Origin of the sequence: Acinetobacter radioresistens DSM 6976 = NBRC 102413 = CIP 103788 (assembly GCF_006757745.1) — a bacterium.
GTDB classification, from domain to species: Bacteria; Pseudomonadota; Gammaproteobacteria; order Pseudomonadales; family Moraxellaceae; genus Acinetobacter; species Acinetobacter radioresistens.
The window spans coordinates 376,007-399,575 of sequence record NZ_AP019740.1 but is presented as its reverse complement, the minus strand read 5'-3'; the positions used below and the strand labels follow the sequence as shown (position 1 = coordinate 399,575).

Annotated in this window: 22 protein-coding genes; 6 read left to right on the top strand and 16 right to left on the bottom strand. The window is 44.3% G+C overall.

The features are described from left to right. Window positions 1-83 precede the first annotated feature (83 nt). Window positions 84-2,375 carry a phosphoenolpyruvate--protein phosphotransferase gene (ptsP, locus tag ACRAD_RS01840; RefSeq protein WP_005023238.1) on the top strand — a complete coding sequence of 764 codons (2,292 nt, stop codon included), beginning with the start codon at window positions 84-86 and terminating at the stop codon, window positions 2,373-2,375. Window positions 2,376-2,388: 13 nt separating this feature from the next. On the opposite strand, the gene ACRAD_RS01835 is transcribed toward ptsP, so the two are convergent. Together ACRAD_RS01835 and ACRAD_RS01830 are read right to left on the bottom strand one after the other, a co-directional pair. Continuing rightward, complete coding sequence (locus ACRAD_RS01835) at window positions 2,389-2,574, bottom strand: DUF7230 family protein (protein ID WP_005023237.1); 186 nt, start codon at window positions 2,572-2,574, stop codon at window positions 2,389-2,391. A 181-nt stretch (window positions 2,575-2,755) separates the two neighbouring features. Beyond that, window positions 2,756-4,405 carry an acyl-CoA dehydrogenase family protein gene (locus tag ACRAD_RS01830; RefSeq protein ID WP_005023235.1) on the bottom strand — a complete coding sequence of 550 codons (1,650 nt, stop codon included), beginning with the start codon at window positions 4,403-4,405 and terminating at the stop codon, window positions 2,756-2,758. A 77-nt stretch (window positions 4,406-4,482) separates the two neighbouring features. On the opposite strand from ACRAD_RS01830, the gene ACRAD_RS01825 reads away from it, so the two are divergent. From ACRAD_RS01825 to ACRAD_RS01815, 3 genes are all read left to right on the top strand, one after another. Beyond that, window positions 4,483-5,103, top strand: coding sequence for a TetR/AcrR family transcriptional regulator (locus ACRAD_RS01825; protein WP_005023232.1), 621 nt, complete (start codon window positions 4,483-4,485; stop codon window positions 5,101-5,103). A 309-nt stretch (window positions 5,104-5,412) separates the two neighbouring features. Further along, a complete protein-coding gene (locus ACRAD_RS01820) occupies window positions 5,413-6,933 on the top strand; it encodes a catalase (protein WP_005023229.1) in 1,521 nt (506 codons plus the stop codon). A 179-nt stretch (window positions 6,934-7,112) separates the two neighbouring features. Next, window positions 7,113-7,502 carry a DoxX-like family protein gene (locus ACRAD_RS01815; RefSeq protein ID WP_005023226.1) on the top strand — a complete coding sequence of 130 codons (390 nt, stop codon included), beginning with the start codon at window positions 7,113-7,115 and terminating at the stop codon, window positions 7,500-7,502. Here the strand turns inward: ACRAD_RS01815 and ACRAD_RS01810 are convergent. The 9 genes from ACRAD_RS01810 to hcaE form a co-directional block, all read right to left on the bottom strand. Next, a complete protein-coding gene (locus tag ACRAD_RS01810) occupies window positions 7,492-8,532 on the bottom strand; it encodes an MBL fold metallo-hydrolase (RefSeq protein ID WP_005023224.1) in 1,041 nt (346 codons plus the stop codon). The genes ACRAD_RS01815 and ACRAD_RS01810 overlap by 11 nt on opposite strands. A 62-nt stretch (window positions 8,533-8,594) precedes the next feature. Beyond that, window positions 8,595-9,542, bottom strand: coding sequence for a cation diffusion facilitator family transporter (locus tag ACRAD_RS01805; RefSeq protein ID WP_005023221.1), 948 nt, complete (start codon window positions 9,540-9,542; stop codon window positions 8,595-8,597). Window positions 9,543-9,742: 200 nt separating this feature from the next. Beyond that, entirely contained in the window at window positions 9,743-10,669 is a 927-nt protein-coding gene (locus ACRAD_RS01800; protein WP_005023219.1) for a DMT family transporter, read from the bottom strand. Between the two features lie 96 nt (window positions 10,670-10,765). Beyond that, the gene (gene hcaD, locus ACRAD_RS01795; protein WP_005023218.1) at window positions 10,766-11,989 is read right to left on the bottom strand and encodes a 3-phenylpropionate/cinnamic acid dioxygenase ferredoxin--NAD(+) reductase subunit; all 1,224 of its coding nucleotides are present in this window, start codon (window positions 11,987-11,989) and stop codon (window positions 10,766-10,768) included. Between the two features lie 12 nt (window positions 11,990-12,001). Beyond that, window positions 12,002-12,961, bottom strand: a complete 960-nt coding sequence (locus ACRAD_RS01790; RefSeq protein ID WP_005023216.1) for a 3-carboxyethylcatechol 2,3-dioxygenase — start codon at window positions 12,959-12,961, stop codon at window positions 12,002-12,004. 65 nt (window positions 12,962-13,026) lie between these two features. Beyond that, complete coding sequence (gene hcaB, locus ACRAD_RS01785) at window positions 13,027-13,842, bottom strand: 3-phenylpropionate-dihydrodiol/cinnamic acid-dihydrodiol dehydrogenase (protein ID WP_005023214.1); 816 nt, start codon at window positions 13,840-13,842, stop codon at window positions 13,027-13,029. Window positions 13,843-13,844: 2 nt separating this feature from the next. Beyond that, window positions 13,845-14,171 (bottom strand): 3-phenylpropionate/cinnamic acid dioxygenase ferredoxin subunit, encoded by a 327-nt coding sequence (gene hcaC, locus ACRAD_RS01780; protein WP_005023212.1) that lies wholly within the window; start codon window positions 14,169-14,171, stop codon window positions 13,845-13,847. Further along, window positions 14,171-14,689 (bottom strand): 3-phenylpropionate/cinnamic acid dioxygenase subunit beta, encoded by a 519-nt coding sequence (gene hcaF / locus ACRAD_RS01775; RefSeq protein WP_005023210.1) that lies wholly within the window; start codon window positions 14,687-14,689, stop codon window positions 14,171-14,173. The genes hcaC and hcaF overlap by 1 nt, the downstream gene beginning before the upstream one ends. Further along, complete coding sequence (gene hcaE, locus ACRAD_RS01770) at window positions 14,686-16,053, bottom strand: 3-phenylpropionate/cinnamic acid dioxygenase subunit alpha (RefSeq protein ID WP_005023208.1); 1,368 nt, start codon at window positions 16,051-16,053, stop codon at window positions 14,686-14,688. Before hcaE ends, hcaF begins: the two co-directional genes overlap by 4 nt. A gap of 269 nt (window positions 16,054-16,322) precedes the next feature. Here hcaE and hcaR point away from each other — a divergent pair, with 269 nt between their 5' ends. Continuing rightward, window positions 16,323-17,228, top strand: coding sequence for a DNA-binding transcriptional regulator HcaR (hcaR, locus tag ACRAD_RS01765; RefSeq protein WP_005016808.1), 906 nt, complete (start codon window positions 16,323-16,325; stop codon window positions 17,226-17,228). A 277-nt stretch (window positions 17,229-17,505) separates the two neighbouring features. Then, complete coding sequence (locus ACRAD_RS01760) at window positions 17,506-18,186, top strand: DUF1345 domain-containing protein (RefSeq protein WP_005023206.1); 681 nt, start codon at window positions 17,506-17,508, stop codon at window positions 18,184-18,186. Window positions 18,187-18,247: 61 nt separating this feature from the next. Here ACRAD_RS01760 and ACRAD_RS01755 read toward each other — a convergent pair whose 3' ends face one another. The 5 genes from ACRAD_RS01755 to ACRAD_RS01735 form a co-directional block, all read right to left on the bottom strand. After that, window positions 18,248-19,105, bottom strand: a complete 858-nt coding sequence (locus tag ACRAD_RS01755) for an alpha/beta fold hydrolase (RefSeq protein ID WP_005023204.1) — start codon at window positions 19,103-19,105, stop codon at window positions 18,248-18,250. Between the two features lie 272 nt (window positions 19,106-19,377). Next, window positions 19,378-20,670, bottom strand: a complete 1,293-nt coding sequence (locus tag ACRAD_RS01750; protein ID WP_005023202.1) for an OprD family outer membrane porin — start codon at window positions 20,668-20,670, stop codon at window positions 19,378-19,380. A 387-nt stretch (window positions 20,671-21,057) separates the two neighbouring features. Further along, entirely contained in the window at window positions 21,058-21,516 is a 459-nt protein-coding gene (locus tag ACRAD_RS01745; RefSeq protein ID WP_005023200.1) for a hypothetical protein, read from the bottom strand. Between the two features lie 103 nt (window positions 21,517-21,619). Next, complete coding sequence (dmpG, locus tag ACRAD_RS01740) at window positions 21,620-22,639, bottom strand: 4-hydroxy-2-oxovalerate aldolase (protein ID WP_005023198.1); 1,020 nt, start codon at window positions 22,637-22,639, stop codon at window positions 21,620-21,622. Between the two features lie 12 nt (window positions 22,640-22,651). Further along, window positions 22,652-23,548 carry an acetaldehyde dehydrogenase (acetylating) gene (locus ACRAD_RS01735; protein WP_005023196.1) on the bottom strand — a complete coding sequence of 299 codons (897 nt, stop codon included), beginning with the start codon at window positions 23,546-23,548 and terminating at the stop codon, window positions 22,652-22,654. Window positions 23,549-23,569: the final 21 nt, after the last annotated feature.

Below are 23,569 nucleotides of genomic sequence, written 5' to 3'. Positions count from 1 at the left end.
ATTCAGCATTTTCGCGAATGATTTTTGTCAGGGCTGCTGTTATAAAGAGTAAATAGATTTAAAAATATTTGGAGCATTCATCCATGTCAAACATGCAGCTGGACACCCTAAGACGTATTGTGCAGGAAATCAATGCGTCGGTCAGTCTGCATGAGTCCTTGGAAATTATGGTGAACCGGGTGGCCGAGGCCATGAATGTGGATGTGTGTTCGGTTTATCTGCTAGATGAACGCAATCAGCGTTATCTGCTTATGGCTTCAAAAGGTTTAAAGCCAGAATCTGTCGGGAATGTTTCGTTACAGGTAGGTGAAGGCCTGGTTGGACTGGTCGGTCAACGTGAGGAAATCGTCAACCTCGACAATGCCCCTAAACATGAACGATTTTTATATTTGCCAGAAACCGGTGAGGAAATCTACAACTCCTTTTTAGGTGTGCCGGTCATGTATCGCCGTAAGGTGATGGGTGTGTTGGTCGTACAAAACCGGGAATCACAGGATTTCAGTGAAGCGGCTGAGTCTTTTCTAGTCACACTGTGTGCACAGCTCTCCGGCGTTATTGCTCATGCCCATGCTGTAGGCAATATTGATGTCTTTCGAAAATTCAATAACTCTACCACTTATAAAACCTTTCAAGGCGTTTCAGGTGCAGGTGGAATCGCCTTAGGCCGTGCAATCATTTTATATCCTCCGGCTGATTTGGCTGCCGTGCCTGACCGTGAAGCAGAAGATATTAGCGATGAGCTGAATTTACTTGATCAGGCGGTACAGTCAGTGCGTACTGAAATCAAGGCACTGGATGAGAAAATGCAGGATTCCCTGATTTCTGATGAACGGGCGCTGTTTAGTGTCTTTTTACGGATGCTGGATGAAAATGCTTTGCCGGCCGAGATTAAAGAGTTGATTCGAAATGGCAGCTGGGCACAGGGCGCTGTCCGCCGGGTAATTGATAAACATATTAATCTGTTCTCCCTGATGGAAGATGATTATCTGCGTGAACGGGTGGCAGACTTAAAAGATTTAGGCCGACGTATTCTGGCTTATTTGCAGGAGGCTGAGTCTGGTCACCGTGAACTAAGTGCTGACAGTATTTTAATTGGTGAAGAAATCAGTACGGCGGCACTGGTAGAGCTACCTGTCGATAAAATTGCTGCGATTGTCACCTCTGAAGGCGCAACCAACTCACATATGGTGATTGTAGCGCGGGCATTAGGTATTCCGACTGTTGTCGGTGTAACCGAATTACCCGTTAATACGCTTGATGATGTCGAGATGATTGTAGATGCCTATCAAGGCCGGGTTTTTATTAATCCGCCACGGCGCCTGCGTCAGCGCTATAAAGATGTGCAAAAAGAAGAAGAGCAGATCGCCAAGGATTTAAAACAGTATGAGACTCGTGATGCGATCACGCCAGATGGACATGTGGTTCCGCTTTACGTCAATACTGGTTTAATGATCGATGTGGTCCGTGGTGTTCAACGCGGCGCCAAAGGTGTAGGCCTGTACCGCTCTGAAATCCCCTTTATGCTGCGTGACCGTTTTCCGGGTGAAGAAGAACAGCGTGCAATTTACCGCCAGCAGCTGAGCCACTTTGCCAATAAACCGGTAGTAATGCGTACGCTTGACATTGGTGCAGATAAAGATCTGCCATATTTTTCAATTGAAGAAGAAAATTCGGCGCTCGGCTGGCGTGGTCTGCGTTTTACACTAGACCATCCGGAAATTTTTTCCTCACAGATTCGTGCTATGCTCAAAGCCAGCATTGGACTCAACAATTTGCACATTTTGCTGCCTATGGTAACCAGTGTCAGTGAAGTAGAAGAAGTGCTTTATCTGCTAGAACGGGACTGGGTCGCGGTTCAGGAAGAAGAGCAGGTCAAGATCACTAAACCAAAAATCGGAATCATGGTGGAAGTACCGAGTGTACTGTTACAGATTGATGAATTCGCCGATCTGGTAGATTTCTTTTCAGTGGGTTCGAATGACCTGACTCAATATTTGCTGGCAGTTGACCGTAATAATCCTCGGGTTGCCAATGTCTATTCACATTTTCATCCTTCAGTACTGCGAGCCCTCTACCGCCTGGTGGGAGAATGCCGGAAATATAACAAACCTATCAGTATTTGTGGAGAAATGGCAGGCGATCCGCTTTCGGCAGTATTGTTAATGGCAATGGGCTTTAATACTCTTTCCATGAGTTCAAGTAATATTTTAAGGGTACGAAAAGCAATCTGTCATACACCGTTTAGTGATGCTGAACAGTTACTGGAAGAAGTACTGAGAATGAATAATCCGCTGGTCGTAAAAAGCTGGCTTGAGCATTACTTTAAAACGCATGGCCTGACTGATATGGTGAAATCTAGCCGTCTGGTGGTATAAATGTCAGCTTAACTTAAGCTGCAAAGCTGAAACAGGAAGGACGATAATCATCAGAATATCGCCCTTGCTTATGTTTGCTATAACCGCGTTTTGCATTTTTTTTGCGGTCTGTAAATACATGACTGCGGTTGACTTCATGCATATGTTTAGCAACAAAGTTATGAATAATAACTTCTGGCTGCTTCTTGCTTTTTGCCATAGTGTTTACCTATCAGGTCAGATTAATTCAGAGTATTATTTTTACACAGAGCCTGTGCCAGCAGATTATCGCCTATTTTACTCTGCTGGCAAGAGATATTGATGGGGGCAGTATGTATTTTTTAAAGTCACGCTACCCTCTCATCAAGATGCTTTTTTATACCCTTAAAATTATAGAAACTTTAAGCAGGAAAAGCCCGTTCCAGTACACGCTGCATATCAACTAAATGGAGATCGATCAGTCCTGTAACCCGACCATGAAATGCCGTATAGCGAGTCTGGATAAAGGCATTTGCTACAAAATCTGGAGCATATTTTTTCAATAGTACTGCTTGTGCCAGAATGACCAGGCGACTCACTAAAGTCCGTGCCATAAATTGCAGCTGATCTGGACTTTGTGCGAAAAGCTGTAGCAACTGCTGTAATTCCTGTTGTAACAATGGTTCATCCTGAATAGTTCCGGCAAATGAATGTATTAAAATCTCTATAGATTCGCGGTCACGCTGTACCGCACGTAATACATCCAGGCACATTACATTGCCTGAACCTTCCCAGATTGAGTTTACCGGTGCTTCCCTGAAAATACGTGCCATGATTCCGGTTTCGACGTAGCCATTGCCTCCAAAAACCTCCATTGCTTCGCCACTCAGTTCTACCACTCTTTTACAGATCCAGAATTTTGCAGCTGGCGTCATCAGACGTTGCCAGGCTTTAGACAGCGGATCATCTTGCTGGTAGCAGGAAGCCAGATGCATAGCTAACTGTACTGCTGCTTCAGATTCCAATGCCAGATCGGTCAGTACTGATTGCATGAGAGGCTGTGCTGCCAGAGGTTTACCAAAAGCCTGACGCTGCCGGGTATAGGCTAGACACTGAACCAGTGCCTGACGCAACATGGCACTACTGCCTACTACACAGGTCAGCCGGGTATATGCGGCCATTTCAATAATAGTCGGAATACCTCTGCCCGCCTCACCCAGCATGATTCCCCAAGCCTCCTGAAATTCGACTTCACTACTGGAATTACTGCGGTTACCCACCTTATCTTTTAAGCGCTGCACATGAATACTGTTTTTGCGACCATCCTCCAGCCAGCGCGGCACAAAGAAACAGGCCAAACCATCTTGTTCGGTATTGGCGACCACCAGATGTGCATCACACATCGGCGCTGAAAAAAACCATTTATGACCGGTAATCAGATAACCCTGCCCACGTCCGTGCTGTCCGACTGGTACTGCTTTGGTCTGGTTGGCACGCACATCGGAACCACCTTGTTTTTCAGTCATGCCCATGCCTAACCAGATTGATTTTTTCTGGCTTATGCGCAGGTCGCGCGCATCATAATGCTGCGACAGTAATTTATCACCCAGCTGTTGCCATAGCGCCGGTTCACGCTGTAGCAAGGGAATACTGCCAAGCGTCATGGCAGTTGGACACAGACTACCGCATTCGATCTGCCCATTTAAATAAAAACGTGCTGCCCAGTTCAGCCAGCCTTGTGCATCATCTGGTTTACTAAAAGGATAGGCATGGACTTCATAGCTGCGGTTGAGTACCATCCACTGATGCCAAGCCGGATGAAACTCAATTACATCACAGCGCCGGCCACGTGCATCAAACGCCTTAAGCTCCGGTGTATAGCGGTTAGCCTGTTCGGCATACTGATAATATTCGGCAGAACCGGCTATCGTACCTAACTGGCTTAGCCTGGCCTGATCTTGACTTTGATGGCGTTGCAATATTTCCTGTAATATCGGATCGGTATCAAACAGGTTATAGTCTTGAAGTTCATCAAACTGATTCTGGATTTGATGAGTCGCCCATGTATTCATTCTTCTTTCCATATAGTCATTCTTATCTTTCTTCAGTATAAAAGAATCAGCTCTATATAGTGTTCGGTTTCTCCTATATGAAAACACCAGCCTTTAAAGCTCGCCGCAAACCGCAACAGTCACGTGCGCGCATGACTCAGGCCGCCTTACTAGAAAGCTTTGTTCGGCTTTTAGATACTCAAGATTACCCTGATATCACTATTCGGGATATTACTGAGCTGGCAGGTGTCGGCTTGGGTACTTTTTATGAATACTTTGGTGATAAAGATGAACTGGCCGCACTTTGCATCCATCAGTACATTAAACAGCAGGCCAAAGCCCTAGAACAGTATGCCAATACCTTAGAAGCTTCTTTAGAATTAGCGTTATATATTGAAGCACTGGTTAATTTCCAGATTCAGAGTATTTGGCAAGAACAGCACATTTGGGCCACTTTATTTTTACTTGAACGTCAGATTTCCAGTTTGTCTGCCTATCAAAAACACTATCGCTTACATGTAGAAAGCTGGTGTAAGGTTCTTGTGCACCTCTGCAATTGTCCTAGGCAAGAACTCGAAAGTCTTGCCCTCAATCTGCACCGGATTATTTATGGCATGATTTCACAGACCCTGCTTCAGGAGCCGGAATACCAGCACTGGTTTGAACTGAAACAAGATATCCGGCGCGCTATCTCCGGCTTTTTACCCTTAAGCCCTTAAAATCTAATTAATTAATTAAAAATAAAATAATAATCGTTTTTACCTATACAAACCATTAATTTTTATCGTTGGTAAATCAATCAGATAACCTCTAAATTATGCTTAACAGAACAGATATACCGAACGTTTATATAGCTCGTAGTTCAAGGCAGAGCCAATACGCAGTGAACATGCCGGTATATAAGGTTCCTTACCGATACTGGAAACAGTGGCAGCTAGAATACAGTGATTTGATCAGTAGTTTAGTCAGAAGAACTGGTCCTATTTTAGAGCACCACTGCACCAGACATTCAAAGAATGGAGCATAGCATGAGTCAAGACATCAAAAAGTGTCCAGTCAGCCACTTAACTACAGACTTCGGTGCGCCCGTTGTAGACAACCAGAATAGTATGACTGCTGGCCCACGCGGTCCGCTTTTAGCCCAAGATATGTGGCTCAATGAGAAACTTGCCAACTTTGTCCGTGAAGTTATTCCTGAACGCCGTATGCACGCTAAAGGTTCCGGTGCATTTGGAACATTTACTGTCACCCAAGATATTACCCGGTATAGCTGTGCCAGCATTTTCTCTGAAATTGGTAAACAAACTGAAATGTTTGCACGTTTTACCACTGTAGCAGGTGAACGTGGAGCAGCTGATGCTGAACGTGATATTCGTGGCTTTGCCTTGAAGTTTTATACTGAAGAAGGCAACTGGGATATGGTCGGTAACAACACGCCAGTGTTTTTTCTGCGTGACCCGCGTAAATTCCCGGATTTGAATAAAGCTGTTAAACGTGACCCACGCACTAATATGCGTAATGCCACTTATAACTGGGATTTCTGGACCTTGTTGCCTGAGTCATTACATCAGGTCACCATTGTTATGTCAGAACGCGGTATTCCTGCCAGCTACCGACATATGCATGGTTTTGGCAGCCACACCTATAGCTTTATTAATGCCAGCAGTGAACGGTTTTGGGTGAAGTTTCACTTCCGTACCCAGCAGGGTATTAAAAACTTGACAGATGCTGAAGCAGAAGTACTGATCGGAAAAGATCGTGAAAGCCACCAGCGTGACCTGTATGAGGCCATTGAACGGGGTGAATATCCGAAATGGACTATGTATGTTCAGGTCATGCCAGAAGCAGATGCCGAGAAAGTACCATATCATCCTTTTGACCTGACAAAAATCTGGCCACATGCCGATTATCCACTGATTGAAGTCGGTAAGTTTGAACTGAACCGTAATCCGGAAAATTTCTTTCTAGATGTAGAACAGTCAGCTTTTGCGCCAAGTAATCTGGTTCCGGGAATTAGTGTATCACCTGACCGTATGCTGCAGGCACGCCTATTTAATTATGCCGATGCCCAACGTTACCGTCTGGGAGTAAACTATCAGCAGATCCCGGTGAATAAACCACGCTGTCCGGTACACTCTAACCACCGTGATGGACAGGGCCGGATTGATGCCAACTATGGCAGCCTGCCACATTATGAGCCAAACAGCTTCAGTCAATGGCAGGAACAGCCGCAGTATAGAGAGCCGCCATTAAAGATTACAGGTGATGCAGCATACTGGGATTATCGTCAGGATGATGCAGACTATTTCAGTCAGCCACGTGCACTTTTTGCTCTCATGAATACTGAACAAAAACAGGTTTTATTTGAAAATACGGCACGGGCAATGGGGGATGCGCTGGATTTTGTTAAATACCGCCATATCCGTAACTGTTATGCCTGCGACCCGGCTTATGGTGAAGGTGTTGCTAAAGCACTGGGATTAGAGGTAGCTGATGCTCAGGCTGCACGTGATTCGGACCCAGCCTATGGCCAGCCAGGTTTTCTTTAACCTGAAATAAACCCTTTAAAAAGAAACCATCTGGTATGGTTTCTTTTTTTGCTTGTCAGGCATAAGAGCATTAACTCTTTACAAAAAATTCTCGTCATGTGCGAGAATATTGCTCCTGAAGAAATCAATTAAAAATAATTTCTGAAAAGACACTACTAATAAATGCCAGGCATATTTTTATGCGTCCACTCTTTACCATTCAGCTCACGTTAGCCTTACTCTGGTTATATCAGGGGCTTGTTCCCAAACTTCTGTTTCAATCTCCTGATGAAATCATAATCTGGCAAAATATGGGCCTTGATCTGGTTCTGGCTAAAATTTTGCTGGGTCTGTCCGGGGGCATCGAAATGCTGTTCGGTTTATTCTTCTTGAAATGGCCTAGATCTATTCTCTTGCATAGCTTAAACATCATCGGACTTATAGGACTGCTACTGCTGATTATATGTATAGCACCTCTTCAACTTACAGCTGCGTTTAATCCGGTAGTCATGAATATTGCCATGCTGATGCTTTCTGTAGTGGCAGTTCAGCTTATTGTACAGGAACAGAATAAAGACCTTAAACAATGAGGCGTCTTCCTTCCCGTATGCAATAAAATGGCCCCAACAGTTTGGATGAATTCTGCATGGCTATATTCAGGTCCTGTTCAGGCTGCTCGCGACCTTCATCTGTGAGCTGGAAAGTCCGGTAATGGATTGCCAGTGAACGACGGGGTGCCAGATCCAAATGTGCCTGAAATGCTTCTTGAGGATTCATATGCATATATTGCATCAACTCTCGCGGCTCATATGCGCCGATCGGAAGCAAAGCGATCCGGGGAGCTCCCAGTTCGGCATGAATCTGTTTGAAATGCGGTGAATAACCTGTGTCACCTGCAAAAAAACAGTGACCGGTCTCATGTATGATTGAAAAGCCCCCCCACAAAGCCCGGTTACGATCACGCAAACCACGCCCTGAACCGTGTTGTGCAGGTGTGTACACTATTTGAAACTTATGCAACAACGCAGCCTGCCACCAGTCCATTTCTATTACCTGAAACTTTTTAGGCAGATAAAAACTGTTGCCAAGCCCGGTATAAATTGGCATGGCAAATTTTTTGTGCAGCCAGCGTAGAGTTGCCAAGTCCATATGGTCGTAGTGGTTATGACTCAAGAGTACGGCATGAATTTCCGGTAATTGTTCTAATGCAATACCGGCAGTACAGCTTCGTTTTGGACCTGTACCCTGCTGCGGACTGACATAGTCTGCCCACACCGGATCTGTCAGAAAATTATACGGCCCGATTTGAATCAGTACGGTAGCATGACCAATAAACCAGACCTGCCAGTCGTCCATACTGGCATGTGGCCGGTTCTGTGGACCCGCATGTGCCGGAATTTCTGTCTGTGTATTTTCCTCTTCCCATGGCAAAGGTTTACGGCTATATAACCACTTGATCAGATCACGGCGCCGATAACCGGCCGGATGAGCCACATAATTAAAGAACTCTTCTCCATTGTAATGGTCAGAAGGGCTGAAACTAAACTCAGGTTTTCTCAAGGTATGTAACCAGCAGGATTCCGTCTTTAAACGGTAAGAGTAATGAGCTTGCTTATTCATGAATAAAAATCTTTATATAAAACGGCAAATCTGTAGGTGCAAGTACTGATATCTGGCCGTGATTATGCTGTGTCATCGAGGCGATCTTTCATACGTTCCATCCAGACCTTCTGGGTTTGGGGTTTTACAAAAAGTGCCACCACTTCCGGATGCACTTTTTTTGTATTGGCCTCAATCCGGTTTACACAGGCTTCAATCTGGTCTGAAGTCAGATTATCTTTAAACTCAAGACTTAAGGCAGCCAGCACCTGATGTGCACCCAACTGTTCAGTAATCAGACCGTTTGCCGAGAGTACCGCCGGGTCCTGCTGTGCAATACTCAGAACATTTTGCCGCAGTAAGGGATCTGCAGTTTCTCCCAGCAGCAATCCCTTGGTTTCCCGGCCCAGCAATAGGGCTGCCACAGCCAGAATCACACCAATGAGAATTGAAGCAATACCATCAAGTACTGGCATATTCAAAGTATGAGAAAAATAGACACCGAGCAATGCAATTACCAAACCAAGCAGTGCAGCTGTATCTTCAAACAGAACTGTAAATGTAGTCGGATCTTTACTACGCCGGAATGCCTGAAAGTATCCAAGTTTACCCTTGCTTTTGCGAAAGCTTTTTAAAGCGATAAACCATGAAGTACCTTCTACAACAATAGCAATTCCAAGTACAACATAGTTAATCACCGGTGAAACGATTTCTTCAGGATGACGAATATGCTGAATCCCCTGATAGATCGAAACTACCGAACCTAATGCAAACACCATCAGAGCCACAATAAAAGCCCAAAAATACAGTTCTCGTCCATAACCAAAAGGATGACGCATATTGGCTGGCTGCTGGGATTTTTTCAGTCCATAGAGCAGCAAGATTTCATTGAGGGTATCAACAACTGAATGGATTGCCTCACTCAGCATAGCCGAACTGTTCGTCAGATAAGCTGCCACGAACTTGACCATTGCAATGATCAGGTTCCCGATCAGGGCTGCATAAACAACGACTTTATTGGATTCAGACATGGAAAATGACCTAATTTTATTTTTATCAGACCGGCTGATTCAATTTTCTAATGGACTTTCCTGATCTTAGCCAAACTTGGGCCTGACTTTTTTTATTTTTTGTTGTTTTCTCTGCTGTTAGTTATTACATCTTCATCAGCTAAAGTTGCAGGGCACGCCCGTGCTTTTATAGAAGCTACTTAACTATAAACATTTAAAGTTTAATATTTTTTTGCTCTATATTGGCTATGCCAGTCCTTCCAGAAGTACAGAACAATACCAAACATTACAACACTTACCCCAGCAAATGCATGTGAACCAATTTGTTCATTATTCAGTGTGGCGCCTAGCATAAGCGCCAATACCGGGGTAATCACATTACTTAAAGATACTGTAGAAGCATTTAAGCGCTTGATCAGCCAGAAATAACACAGCATCGCCACAATAGAGGACATAACCATGGTAAATAAGAAGCCGATTATGGTTTTAGTACCTGGTATAGCAGTCGGTATATGTTCATAAATAAAAGGAACCAGCAGTAGTGAAGCCAGTGCTGATACTAAAAGCGAGCCTGTTGCTTGAGACATAGGGGCCAAAGGCGCATTAATCTGTTTAACCCAGAAAATCGAGCTGATATAGGACACCATACTGATAAACATCAGTACAACGCCAATTGGATTTACCTGAGTTTCTGCCTGATCTGCAAAAACGAAACTTAACCCTGCAACTGCTATCGCCATGCCCAGCCATTGTAGTGCCACCAATTTTTGAGTTTTCAAGATGACATGACCAATCAGCCCGGCAACCAGTGGCGAAAAACCAAAAATTAAAGCCATTAACCCCGAAGTAAGATAATTAGCTGCTAAATAGATAAATAACTGTGCACCAATCAGGTTCAGGCTACCGGCCAGATAACTCTTCATGGCCATCTGATCAAAAGGTAATGGAGCACGCATCAGTTTTAGAATCAGGAATGCCAGTATTGAAGCGCCAAAATAGCGAATAATGAGTACCCACATCGGGTGAACTTCTTCTACACTCCAGACAATGGCCAGTGGCGTGGTTGCCCAGATCAATACCAGTAGTGCATAAACAGATGAAGTAAACAGTAACGATGCAGATGGAGTGCCTGAAGCAGTTGAACTCATAAAATCGCTCATTCTTTAAAATTGAGTTTTTACCAATAAAAAACAGACCTATAGTGGGTCCATACTATAGGTCTGTTCAATAGAAAGCCGTTTTATTTAGGCAATTTTACGTAGCTCTTGGGCAAGGTCCAAGTGTGTATCTGCATGAAAAGCGATACCTTTGCTAATCATTTTTTTCAGATGGCGCATATCTTTAGCGGCATTGACCGTAATACCAGCCACAATAATTCCATTACTGACTCCGTACAGAATAAAAGATGAGGCAGGCCCCTGGCTAATATCCATAGTACCGCGCACATGCCATTCTGCCGCGCTCATGTCACCGACAAACTGGAAATTGATACCGAGCTGATCAGTCCAAAACCAGGCCGGATTTGCTTTAGAATGTTCAATACCCATCACATGGCGTGCAAAGATACCTGCCTGCAGATTGGCATTTTCCCAGGTTTCAACCCGGCTATACTGACCATCTGCACGAAGCTGGGTAGCAACATCCCCTGCTGCATAAATATCTGGATTAGAAGTCTGGCAGTTCTCATTCACCTTTACAGCAAAATCAACGTCCAGCCCAGCCTCAACTGCCAGACGCGCATTTGGGATAATGCCGATGCCATATATGACTGCATCTGCACGTAGCTCTTCACCATTTTCCAGTTGAATCACCACCTCTTCACCCTGCAGGCTACAGCCTGCAATTCTGGTTTCAAGACGGATATCGATACCGGCCTGACGATGCTGGGCCAGCAAGAACTCACTGAGTAACCGTGGTGAGCAGCGACCCATCACCATAGGGCCCATTTCAATTACAGTTACATGACAATGTTTAGAGCGCGCTGATGATGCCAGTTCCAGACCAATCACACCGCCACCAACCAAGATAATCCGGCGCTCGGGCTGCAATACGGGCACCAATGCCTGAGAGTCTTCCAGATTACGCAAGGTATAAACATGTTTACCTAAAGCATCAAGGTCCGGCAAGCGGCGCGGCGCGCCACCGGTAGCCAGTAACAACTTGTCATAACCAAGTACTTCACCATTTTTCAGAGTGAGCTGATGGGTATCGGCATTAATTTTTACTGCGGCATTGCCACGGATGACCTCAACGCCTAGCTCTGCCAGCTTCTGCACTGAAAGAATCTCAACTTTGGTTTCTTCAGGCTTCAAGATTACATCTTTAGATAAAGGCGGGCGTTCATAAGGTAAATGAACTTCATCACCCACCAGTATGATTTTCCCTGTGTATCCATTGGCACGAAGTTCCAGGATAGCGCTCGCACCTGCCTGACCGGCTCCTACAATAACAATAGTTTCAATGCTCATCTGTCTGTTTCCTTAATCTTTCAGTTCAGCAGAAACAATACCGAAACCTGCAATCCACTCACTGATAGCTTCATAGACATGGGTTGTCATCTGGTACTGCCCCAGCTCGGCAAAAGCGGCAAAGGCTGCAATCCAGCAGCGGATTTCCTGACCGCCACGGCCACCCTCACGGCGGATCTCGTCTTCGGTCATAGCCTCTAGCGCGGCAAAGTCCGCTTGGGCAAATTTTTCTAGTAATGCCTGATCCCACTTGGCATTCAGGGGCACTGCCACAGAAGTATCTCCTGCTGCCAGCTTCTGACCGACTGCAATGATTTTGGCCTGGCGTGCCTGACGTGCTTCAGCAGTCGGGTTACGGCCGGCGATCAGAAACTCTTCTACTTCGGGGGGTACTGCGCCCATTTGCGGCGTAGGCGGATCATGAGATAGACCACCTGTACCCAGAATCAGTACACGCTCCGCCTCAAGATCCAGTGACTTGATAAACTGGCCAATTGCCCGACCAAGCGCTACAGTGCGTTTAGGGGTAGGCATCGGAGCGGCTGCTCCGTTTACAAATACAGGAATGGTAGGATAGCGGTCGAGTTGACCATCACATAAAAAATGCAGTGGCTGCGTGACACCATGATCAGCCTGCATACGGTAGGAGTAGGCAACATCGACGCCTTCATTTAGTACACAACGTACCAGACTCAGGGCGGTCTGCTCTGGTACATCAATTTTGCCCGGACCATAGTTCCAGTCTCCCGCTGCACTGGCCCGGATACCTACACAAAAACTTGGCATCAGGTCATAGAAGAAACCATTAAAATGATCAGGGCCAAAAGCAATAATCAGTGTCGGATTATAAGCCTTGACTTGTTCAGACAACTTGGCAAAAACGGTACGAACTTTTTGTTCCTGAGAACTGTCCTGTGGAGAAGCAAACTCCATTAAAGGGCTATGTGAAGCACAAATCAGTTTAACGGGCATAAGACGCTCCTTAACACAAGGCAGCCAACAGGCTGCCATTTAGTCCTTTACTGCATGGGAAGATTTTATTCATCGAAGAAGCCTGCACGTGGCTGACGCAAGCCACGAATTCCCAATCCACACTCGGCATTAATCAGGACGCCAGTCAATGGCCGGTTATTCTGGCGAGAGGCCAGCAGTACGTAAGAACCTGTCATTTCCTCAGGTTCTGGCAAAAAGTTAAGCGGCATACCGCGAGCAATTTTTTCCGGATCACGCGCATCCAGCAGCCCAATATTTTCCTGTCCCAATGACGCCGCACCTTTGATATTGATATTCATACCGGAGGGAGCCACTGCATTGCCCCGAACTTTAGGTGCAAGTTCATAAGCCAGTTCTTTCATGATACCCACACCAGCATGCTTGGAAGCGGTATAAACCGGGCCGCCACCTGCTGAATACAGTGCAGAATTAGACAGGGTAAAAACAATCGACCCTTCAGTTTTGACCAGCTCATTCAACGCAGCCTTGGCCCCTAGAATAAGTGACTTGGTGTTAATACCCATAATTTCATCAAAGGCTTTATCCAGCTGCTCGCCAGAGGTATTGACGATATCGGCATAGTGATCCCAGATGCCAGCATTACCAATGAAGCAGTCCAGCTTGCCAAATCGCTCTACGGTTGCCTGAACAGCACGGACATTGTCTTCATAGTTGGCCACATCACCAGCGACAGCCACAATCTGGTCACCAAACCGTTCTTTTAGGGCATCTACTTTAGACTGTGAACGTTGTAATACCCCCACATGCGCGCCTTCTTCCAGAAAACGCTCAACTAAAGCCCAGCCCAGACCTGAACCGCCACCAGTGATCAGTGCAACTTCACCTTTTAGCCAACCCATGATTACTCTCCTGCCATCTCTACATATAAAGCACCGTCTTCAATCATTACCGGAAAAGTCTGAATCGGATCGGTAGCCGGCAGGCATAGTGCCTGACCGGTTTTTAGACAGAAACGGGCTGAATGCAGAGGACACTCTACCGTCCCGTCATCTTCAAGATAACCTTCTGACATGGAAGCATTACCATGTGAACAACGGTCGTTCATGGCGAAGAAATCTCCGCCATTGTTGAATACTGCCAAGGCATCAATACCATTTATGCCGCAGTCTACTTTTAGCGCTTCACCTTCATCGAGCTCATCGACCTGGCAAACAAAAATCTTATTCATTAGAAGAATACACTCAGGTTATGTGACGTATAGGTCGCTTGATCAAGCGTGATCTTGCGGTTGAAAATCTGGAAGCCAAGACCACCTTCAACCTTGCGAATCTTGTCATGACGCTTGCCACAATAAATCGTCACGTCTTTTTCTTTCTGGGCACGGTACAATACATAAGTAACGTAGACATAGTATTCACCTTCTACGTCAGTTGGCTCAACAATAATATTTGAAACCATGTGGGTAGTACGTGATGGAGGCTCTTCAGCCCAAGCCATACCGGTTTCCAGACGTGCGACCCGGCGTTCCAGCAGGTCTTTGGTGTCATTAAAAACCCAAGTGGTTGGCGGTTGTACCGAACGGCGACGGTCACGGGTCTGCGCATTTGCAGTCGTACGCAGCGTATAAGAGATATCATCGGCCAGCATGTCTAGCCAGGCACGGAAATCCCAGTCGTCCAGTGCTTTGGCTTCACGGTATAAAAACTGGCTAATCTGATGATGAAGTTCTAAACTGATCTGACTCATTTCATTAGCTCCTTCTCATATTCGTCAGCGGCTTTCTCGACTTCTTCCCATGTTTCATGAATCAGCAGATCTGCCCAGCGGCGATATAAACCACGTGCTGCAGTTTCAGAGAAAATGTAATTGATAATCCCCGGAATGCCATCTTCACGAACTTTTTCATTGCCCAGACCCATTTTCATAATGAGCGGATTATTACGGGCCTTATAGCCGCGTAATACTTTCTGGATTTCGATCCAGTTCTCAGAGTCATCCTGCTCAAGAAAACCTGCCGGACCAAATGCACGTGTCGCAGAGCGTTCAAATGCTTCTTTAACTTCCTGAGAGGCTTCAGCATCAGCAATACAGAAAGCCCAGACTTCTGTCTTATTTGGACCACGCGGATGCCACACACGGAGTGTTGCTGTACCATTTAGCCATGACAATGTCGGGAACATATTATTGTGACCCGCCAAACGTAAAGCACGTACTTCACCCAGACGCTCTTTGACCTCTTCATAGGTTTCACGGAAATAATTGGCGACTTCACCATCTACCCATACATTTGCATCTGGCTTTTCCGTAAAGAAGAAGCCTGAACCGTGGCCACGCGAGCCATACTGGATAGCATCTTTCGCAGTTTCCCAAACTGGACGTGCAGTCTGTGCTGCGCCTAATTTCTTAGAAGTTTCATCATCCGGTTTTGCGCCCAGAACCTGAATGGCAGAAGCATGCGAAAACAGTGCATGGTACTGGTCAGAAGCAAACTGTTCCGCTGCAAATTTCCAGTTACATTCAATTTCCCATTTATGTACGCCGCCAATGATTTCTGTACCACCCGGACGACGGTCCAGCACCCCATCCAGATACCAGGCAATATCACCCATGTAGTCCACCAGATCAGGCGTGGTTTCATCCCAACAGCCAAAGATCAGGCCTTTATAAGACTCGACACGGTTGACTTCAATTAAACCCCATTTTTCTTTACAGGCACCTTGTGGAAAAGCACGGTCTTCCAGGGGAATATCTTTTAATGAACCATCTACACCGTAAGACCAGCCATGATACGGACAGGTAAATGCACGGGTATTACCACAATCAGCGAAACTGACACGCATTGAACGATGGCGACACTGGTTTAATAATGCTTTGATTGAGCCGTCTTTTTGACGTACCACAATGATTGGATCTTCACCCATATAAGTGTTGAAAAAATCACCCGCCTTAGGTATCTGGCTTTCATGACAAAGGAATAACCAAGTACGCCCAAATACGCGTTCCAGTTCCAATTCGTACAGATCCGGATCAGTGTAGATAGATGGCGAGATACGTCCATTTTGTGCATCGACCAAAGCATCGATTTCACGCACATCAATTTTGCGACTCATGAAAAGCACTCCTGTGACTGAGCGTCAACCAAAGTTATTAGACTCAACTAGACAGGGATAATGATTTTTTAACCGTTTTTAGTGAAATATTTATTTTGTTTTAATTAATAGATTTTTTAGATTATTAAGAGATAAAATTTCTATAGTAAAACTCGGGCATATTGTCAAATAGTATTTATTTTCTAAATAGTAGAATAATCTTCACGAGATAGTTGTTTATAGATTATACTTTTCGCCAATTATAATAAGACATTTTTTGGATTAGTCTTATGGAATTACGCCACCTTCGCTATTTCATTACAGTTGCAGAAGAACTGAACTTTAGTAAGGCAGCCTTAAAACTGTATACCGCCCAGCCCTCTCTTAGCCAACAGATCAAGGACCTTGAAGAAGATGTTGGCGTCAAGCTGTTACACCGTACCAAACGTAAAGTTGAACTGACTGAAGAAGGCGCTGTTTTTCTGGAACAGGCGCGTTTGACCTTGGCGCAGGCAGATAAAGCCGTAGCAATGGCGCGTCAGGTTTCTAAAGCCAAACAGCAGATGCTCAGAATCGGTTTTGTTCCGGTTGCTGAAATGAAAGTATTCCCTTATGTTCTACCTAACTTAAGGGTTCAGAATCCGGACCTTAAAATCGAACTGCTCAGCCTTAACAACAATGAACAGATGCGGTTAATTAAGAAGGGTGAACTGGACATTACCTTTACCCGGCAGAACTTTCAGAATGACGAAATTGAAAGCCAGTTTGTTCTGCGTGAGCCCCTGATTTTCATATTGCCTAAAGATCATCCGCTCACTAAATATGAGCGTATTCCAGTAAAAGCACTTGATGGCATAGATTTTATAATTCCAGCTGCGGAAGAGTCACTTACCCTGCATAACCTGATTCTCGATTTTGCCAAACAAAACGGTATTGAGTTCAATATCATACAAAAGGCAGATAACATCCTGTTTAATATTAATTCTATCGGTATCGGTCTTGGCTGTACAATTTTGCCGGGTTATATTGCGCCACTGATGATGGAAAATACGGTAATCCGACCGCTCAGTGTAGAGCTGCCTTTTTTAGATTTATATGTCAGCTATCGTAAAGACACGGCTTTAGTTACTGCGCATAAATTTATTGAACTGCTGACCAAGGTGTTTTATCTCGATATTAACCGTAATGATGCCTAATTTTTTTCCTGACTGATGCGTATACATTTTACCCTACTATTTTTTTAAAAAATATTAGGGTCTGTTTTTTAACTACCCAGCCATATTTTTTCAGGTACTAGCTCTCTTTTTTTACTATTTCAGCCTACTTAGCACGTATCTTAAAAAGCCAAATTTTAGTGCTGTATTTTTCTCATGATAAATTACAACTTAAGTCTAATATCTGAACCAGACTCTATAGTAAATTGAATCTAGCTTAAAGTTATAACAATAACCAATTGAAAAACTGGAGTTATATATGACGTTCGGTATTTTTCATTCTTTGATGAGTGGTATTAAAAATCGTCCGCAATTTTTTCTGGCTTTTCTGACAGCAGCAGTATTAAGTATGCTGTTATTCTGGTTAACGTCCTGGTCTTGGTCGACCAATTTATTGATTGGTTGGAATACAGCAATATGGTTATTTCTGGCTAATCTGGCTTATCGCATGTGGCAGGCAGATCATAGCGATATGCAAGAACAGGCAAAACGCCAAGATGAGAGTAAATGGATTATTCTGCTTTTAGTCATCATGGCTTTAATCATGTGTATGGTCGCCATCGGAGCCCAACTTTCAGACTTGCCTAAAACAGGCTGGCTCAAATTTGGTCATCTTTTACTGGCATTTTTAACGATCATGTCATCCTGGTTATTAATGCATAGTGTATTTGCCCTGCACTATGCTCATGACTTTTATCTTGCCCGCTCCAGGGGCCAGAATGATGGCTTGAATTTTCCGGAAACTGAACGTCCGACCTATCCCGACTTTATTCACTTTAGCTATATTATGGGTACGGCCGCCCAGACAGCTGACATTGAAATCACCAATCGGCGCATGCGCATGTTAAATACTTTACATGCCTTGCTGTCATTCGGTTTTAATACTGTGATTCTAGCTATTTGTATCAACGTTGCTTCAGGCTTACTTGGCGGTTCTTAAATAATTTACCTCATAAAAAGGATGGCTAAAGCCATCCTTTTTAAGTGAAATACTATACCGGTTAAACACCATGTGCCGTGAGATAGTTTTTAACAACGGTATTAAACTCATCAGCTTTTTCAACCTGTGACCAGTGACCGCACTGGCTAAAAATATGTGCGTCCGCATTTGGTACTACATTCAGGATATCCCAAGTCCGTGACACTGGAATCACCACATCTTGCGTCCCGTGAATCAGCAGTACAGGAACTGTAATATTTTTCATTTTCTCGAAATCAAGCGGGAATTCGAAACGGTCACGATCACGTGCGCCCACAACATCCATCAGACGGTCAGATGCATAATCATTTTTTGCAGAAGCAAAACGTACCTTAACCAGCTCATCGGTAATCAGGTCTTTGTTGACTACAAACATTGATAGGGTTTTCTTGATTCCGTCTTCGGTCAGCACCGGATTGGCATGCGCTTTAAGTGCTGCTGTCTGTTTTGCACCGCCTGTGCCCATCGATACGATTCCAAGCACACGTTCCGGATAGTCAAGCGCCAGCTGGAATGCCAGCCAGCCACCAAGTGAATTACCTACCAGCCAGGTCTTTTCAATACCCAGTGCATCTAGAGTACGGATAGCATGGTCCACCCAGGCACGAATACCATATGGAGTGCCCGGTGCCACTACAGTCTGTCCATAACCAATCGTATCAATTGCTATACAACGCGCCTGCTCGCCAAGCTGGGGCAGGTTTAACCACCAGTTTGCAGCAGCAGAGACACCAGTTCCCGACCCATGTAAAAACAGAATAGGTGTTCCCTCACCCACCTCATGATAATGGGTCAGCTCACCTTCAGCCGTCTCAATCCACTTATCTTCCAAACCAAAAAATGGGTCCGTTTTATAATCAGGGATTTGTACAGTGCTCATACTTACTCCTCGTACAGCCTTAACCTGTTTTTGCTTCATTCATAAAACAGGTCAAAAGATTCAATTTGATGATTTTACCTATTCATATTACATGTTCGGCAAAGTCCGACTGATACTTAATAACGATGACAAATGACAAAAAAACGATAATTTAAACTTTTGTTTTTTATAAAATTAATTTCATTATTTATTTAAAGATTCTGTATTTTCATTATAGCGTAAACAAAAAGAGGATGGCCTGTTTCAAGTCATCCTCTAGCAAGTCTCTGTGGCTAAAACTTATAAGTATAGGTTGTCGCTATACGATGTTCTTCCAGATCCATAAATCCTGGAATCTGCTCATAGTTCACATCAATATACATCCATTGCAGTCCTAAGCCCTTCAGCCTGCCTTCCGGTACTGTATAACCTATAATGAGATTATTCTCATCTTCTTTACCCCGGGTCCCGTTGCCATTATCTATATTCCAGCCTTCATAGTGGCGAACTGTTGCAGTTAATCCGGGTACACCAGCTTCTTTGAAATCATAGCTGTATCCTAGACTCCATGATTTTTCATCTTTACGGATAAAACTCGCCACTGACCAGTTGGCCAAGTAGGGTTGTGGGACCCAACCCGACAAGGTTGGAAAAAATGGAGCATGACTACCATGCTCACCAAACATTTGCTGATAACCGGCATCTAATGTATGCGAACCATGAGTCCAGGCAGCTTTTAATGACAGAGCCTGACTATCAATCTGGCCATATAGTGCTTCTCCTGATTCCTGATTGTCAAAATAGCGGACATGGGTCGCCAGCTGGTTGTGCTGGTCTAGTTTTTTGTTATACATGACGCCAATATAATGCTGACGATAGATTTCAGTGACGTCTCCGTAGAAATAACTGAGCCCAAGCTCGGGGCTAAGCTGGTAATCCACCCCAGCTATGATCATGCCATGACTGTCTCCCGCTTTGATCTGGTTTTTTTCTGTATTCAGTTCATTTGGCCACAATTTAAAATCATGCAACTGATTTTCATATCGTGCATTAATACCATCCAGATAACCGAATGTTATCTTGGTTTTATCAAGATCTTTAGATTCAAGCCATATGCCCTGATAAGTGGTCAACAGTTGCCGTGAAGGGTCAAAGTAGACTACTGGCGTCATGGGCAGGATCTCTCCGATCCGCAATTCGGTGTTACTAACTTTGGCTTTAAGAGTGATACCTAGCTTGAAATTATCGCGGGCCTGCTTTTTGCTAGCATAATCATAAGGCATGATATAATCATTATCTCCACGGTCATTACTCAGACGCAATGCATATTGCGCCAGCAGGTCTATGCCGACCTGAGCTTTCCCTAACTCCAAATAACCTGATTTTGCGTCCAGCGTGATTCCCTGTGACCAGCTGCCAAAATCTTGTGGCTTGTTCAGATCAGGCTGGCTAATCTGGCGGTCCAGATAAAAATTACGCAGCTTTAGCTGAACTTGACTGTTATCAGTAAAATCTGCATGAGTAATAGAAGTTCCTGAGGTTGTTACCGCAGCAAAAAGTGCTATCCATAAGTTGTGGGAATGCATGGCTCAAATCCATTGATCAAGTAAAGCAATGGCGCTATCATGCTGAACAATAATCTGATAAAAAATCAGACTACAGTATGAAGATTCTGATTAAAAAGTATTTTTTAGACAGAGTATAATGATCTTTTATTATTCTTTAAGAGCTTTTAGCAATAAGCCATTTTTCTGGATAAATATTAAGATATGATTTAAAACCTGACTAACTGGCATATTGCCCAGAAGAATCAGATATTTTTCTCAAATTATAATTTTTATAAGTGTTTTTAAGTTTAAGTATTTTATTCAGATTTAATATGTCTAAATTATACTTATAAGAAATAACTTTAATCTGAACGATATTTTCTATATTTCAGTTCTCAGATTTTGTATAGACCCGTTAGCTTTAAGTCAAAAAGGCTGAGTTTTAATGAGCTTAAACTGGCCGTTCTGCTCTATAAAGTATTTGGTAGAGCAGCCTTCCTCATTATCATAACCGCCAGAAGTAATAAAGAGACGGCTATTCGCCCGGTAATAGATTTCATAATCGGTGAAGCTCGCTTCTTTATAACATGCGGTCAATGCACCAGAAGGTAAAAACTGGGTAGCACCATTTCTCACATTAAATGCAATTCCAATAATACAGCTGGTCCCGCAGCCAAAAAAGTCAATAACATAATGTCCGGCAAAATTTGGCTTTTCATTTTTCAGATAGCCAAAACGGGTTCTATAATTTTTTGTATTTTCATTCAGTTGCATCGCCGCATTTTTACCCTTAAACACTGGAGCAGGATAATCAGAGAACTGCGGGACTTTTGCGAAAATAATACTGGAATTTAGCAGCAAAAATATAATCAGAAGTTTCTTCATACTTGTTTTGGTTTTATTGAATATATTGAAGCAGTGTATATGATATTGCTTTAAATAAAAAAGCGTCCGAACTGGACGCTTTTTAAACTGATTATTTTAAAGCTTAAACACTTGCTGTTTTGGCTTTTGACATGGTGAGTGCCAAGTCTTCAATCATATCCTCCTGACCGCCTACGGTACCACGGCGACCAAGTTCCATCAGGATTTCACGCGCAGAAATACCATACTTCGCTTCAGCACGTTTAGCGAACAACAGGAATGAAGAGTAAACACCAGCATAACCTAAAGTTGCCGCATCACGGTCGGCTCGGATCGGGTTGTGCATCATTGGGATCACTAAATCTTCGGCCACATCCTGTACTTTGAACAGGTCAACACCAGTGTCCATACCCATACGGTTTGCAACAGCAATAAATAGCTCAAGTGGTGTATTACCTGCACCCGCACCTAGACCTGCAGATGCCAAGTCTACACGAACAGCGCCTGCTTCAACCGCAGCCACAGTATTGGCAACCCCCATACCCAGGTTATGGTGACCATGAAAACCGAGTTCGATGCCTGAATCAAGTGCATCACGCAAACATGCTACACGGTCAGTGACATCTTGTGGCAGCATATAGCCCGCAGAGTCCGTTACATAGATACAGTTTGCACCATAAGACACCATTTTTTTTGCTTCTTCAAGCAGTTGTGCTGGAGTTGCCATGTGCGCAAGCATCAGGAAACCGACAGTATCCATCTCTAGCTTACGTGCAGCTGTAATGTGCTGTTCAGAGCAGTCGGCTTCAGTACAGTGAGTCGCCACACGAATGGTAGATACACCAATTTCATGTGCCATTTTTAAATGGTCAACCGTACCAATACCAGGCAGGAGTAATGCAGAAATTTTTGCATTTTTCATCCGTGGCACAACTGCAGACAGATATTCTTCATCCGTTGCGGCAGCAAAACCATAGTTCACTGATGAACCACCCAGGCCGTCACCATGAGTCACTTCAATTAAAGGTACGCCAGCATCATCCAGTGCTGTTGAAATCGCAATCATTTGTTCAACAGTAGTCTGATGGCGCTGCGGATGCATACCATCACGTAAAGTCATATCATGAACAATAATCTTAGACATTTTGGTATTCCTTTAAGCTTCAACAGTCTTAAACACGTGTTCTGCAAACATTTCTGCTGTACGTGCAGCTGCTGCAGTCATAATATCCAGGTTGCCTGCATATTTCGGCAGGAAGTCACCCAAACCTTCTACTTCTAAGTAAATTGATACGCGGTTACCATCAAATACCGGACCATTTACCAGTTTATAACCGGGTACGTATTTCTGAACTTCCTTGATCATCGCATGCACTGAATCAGTGATTGCAGCCTGATCCGGCTCGCCTTCAACCAGACAATGAACTGTGTCACGCATCATTAGAGGTGGCTCGGCTGGATTAATAATAATGATAGCTTTACCCTGTTTTGCACCGCCGACCTTCTCGATTGCACCCGCAGTGGTCCGTGTAAACTCATCAATATTCTTACGCGTACCCGGACCAACTGATTTGGTCGATACAGTGGCAATGATTTCACCGTATTCAACAGGCTGAACGCGTGATACTGCCGCCACCATCGGAATCGTTGCCTGACCGCCGCATGTCACCATATTAATATTTGGCACCTCACCTGTAGCCAGTAATGCCTCAAGGTTGACCGGTGGTACACAGAACGGACCAATCGCCGCAGGCGTCAAGTCAATCATTAGTACGCCAAGTTCATTTAGCTTGCGGCTGTTTTCAGCATGGACATAAGCAGAAGTGGCATCAAATGCAATCTTGATGTCATCTTCGATTATGTGAGGAAACAGACCATCGACACCTTCAGCCGTGGTTTTTAGACCCATTTTCGCTGCACGTGCCAGACCTTCAGAGGTTGGGTCGATTCCCACCATCCAGACTGGCTCCAACCATTCGCTGCGTTGCAGTTTATAAAGCAAATCAGTACCAATATTCCCAGGACCAATCATTGCACATTTAATCTTTTTCATGAATGTACTCTCTCAAAATCT

Coding starts and splice junctions, on each gene's coding strand:
- ACRAD_RS01805 (WP_005023221.1), bottom strand. CDS start 9,542: ATGTCTGAATCCAATAAAGTCGTTGTTTATGCAGCCCTGATCGGGAAC.
- ACRAD_RS01790 (WP_005023216.1), bottom strand. CDS start 12,961: ATGCCCGTTAAACTGATTTGTGCTTCACATAGCCCTTTAATGGAGTTT.
- hcaF (WP_005023210.1), bottom strand. CDS start 14,689: ATGAGTCAGATCAGTTTAGAACTTCATCATCAGATTAGCCAGTTTTTA.
- ACRAD_RS01800 (WP_005023219.1), bottom strand. CDS start 10,669: ATGAGTTCAACTGCTTCAGGCACTCCATCTGCATCGTTACTGTTTACT.
- hcaE (WP_005023208.1), bottom strand. CDS start 16,053: ATGAGTCGCAAAATTGATGTGCGTGAAATCGATGCTTTGGTCGATGCA.
- ACRAD_RS01735 (WP_005023196.1), bottom strand. CDS start 23,548: ATGAAAAAGATTAAATGTGCAATGATTGGTCCTGGGAATATTGGTACT.
- dmpG (WP_005023198.1), bottom strand. CDS start 22,639: ATGTCTAAGATTATTGTTCATGATATGACTTTACGTGATGGTATGCAT.
- hcaC (WP_005023212.1), bottom strand. CDS start 14,171: ATGAATAAGATTTTTGTTTGCCAGGTCGATGAGCTCGATGAAGGTGAA.
- hcaR (WP_005016808.1), top strand. CDS start 16,323: ATGGAATTACGCCACCTTCGCTATTTCATTACAGTTGCAGAAGAACTG.
- ACRAD_RS01750 (WP_005023202.1), bottom strand. CDS start 20,670: ATGCATTCCCACAACTTATGGATAGCACTTTTTGCTGCGGTAACAACC.
- ACRAD_RS01745 (WP_005023200.1), bottom strand. CDS start 21,516: ATGAAGAAACTTCTGATTATATTTTTGCTGCTAAATTCCAGTATTATT.
- ACRAD_RS01760 (WP_005023206.1), top strand. CDS start 17,506: ATGACGTTCGGTATTTTTCATTCTTTGATGAGTGGTATTAAAAATCGT.
- ACRAD_RS01810 (WP_005023224.1), bottom strand. CDS start 8,532: ATGAATAAGCAAGCTCATTACTCTTACCGTTTAAAGACGGAATCCTGC.
- ACRAD_RS01825 (WP_005023232.1), top strand. CDS start 4,483: ATGAAAACACCAGCCTTTAAAGCTCGCCGCAAACCGCAACAGTCACGT.
- ACRAD_RS01835 (WP_005023237.1), bottom strand. CDS start 2,574: ATGGCAAAAAGCAAGAAGCAGCCAGAAGTTATTATTCATAACTTTGTT.
- ACRAD_RS01820 (WP_005023229.1), top strand. CDS start 5,413: ATGAGTCAAGACATCAAAAAGTGTCCAGTCAGCCACTTAACTACAGAC.
- ACRAD_RS01815 (WP_005023226.1), top strand. CDS start 7,113: ATGCGTCCACTCTTTACCATTCAGCTCACGTTAGCCTTACTCTGGTTA.
- ptsP (WP_005023238.1), top strand. CDS start 84: ATGTCAAACATGCAGCTGGACACCCTAAGACGTATTGTGCAGGAAATC.
- ACRAD_RS01755 (WP_005023204.1), bottom strand. CDS start 19,105: ATGAGCACTGTACAAATCCCTGATTATAAAACGGACCCATTTTTTGGT.
- hcaD (WP_005023218.1), bottom strand. CDS start 11,989: ATGAGCATTGAAACTATTGTTATTGTAGGAGCCGGTCAGGCAGGTGCG.
- ACRAD_RS01830 (WP_005023235.1), bottom strand. CDS start 4,405: ATGAATACATGGGCGACTCATCAAATCCAGAATCAGTTTGATGAACTT.
- hcaB (WP_005023214.1), bottom strand. CDS start 13,842: ATGGGTTGGCTAAAAGGTGAAGTTGCACTGATCACTGGTGGCGGTTCA.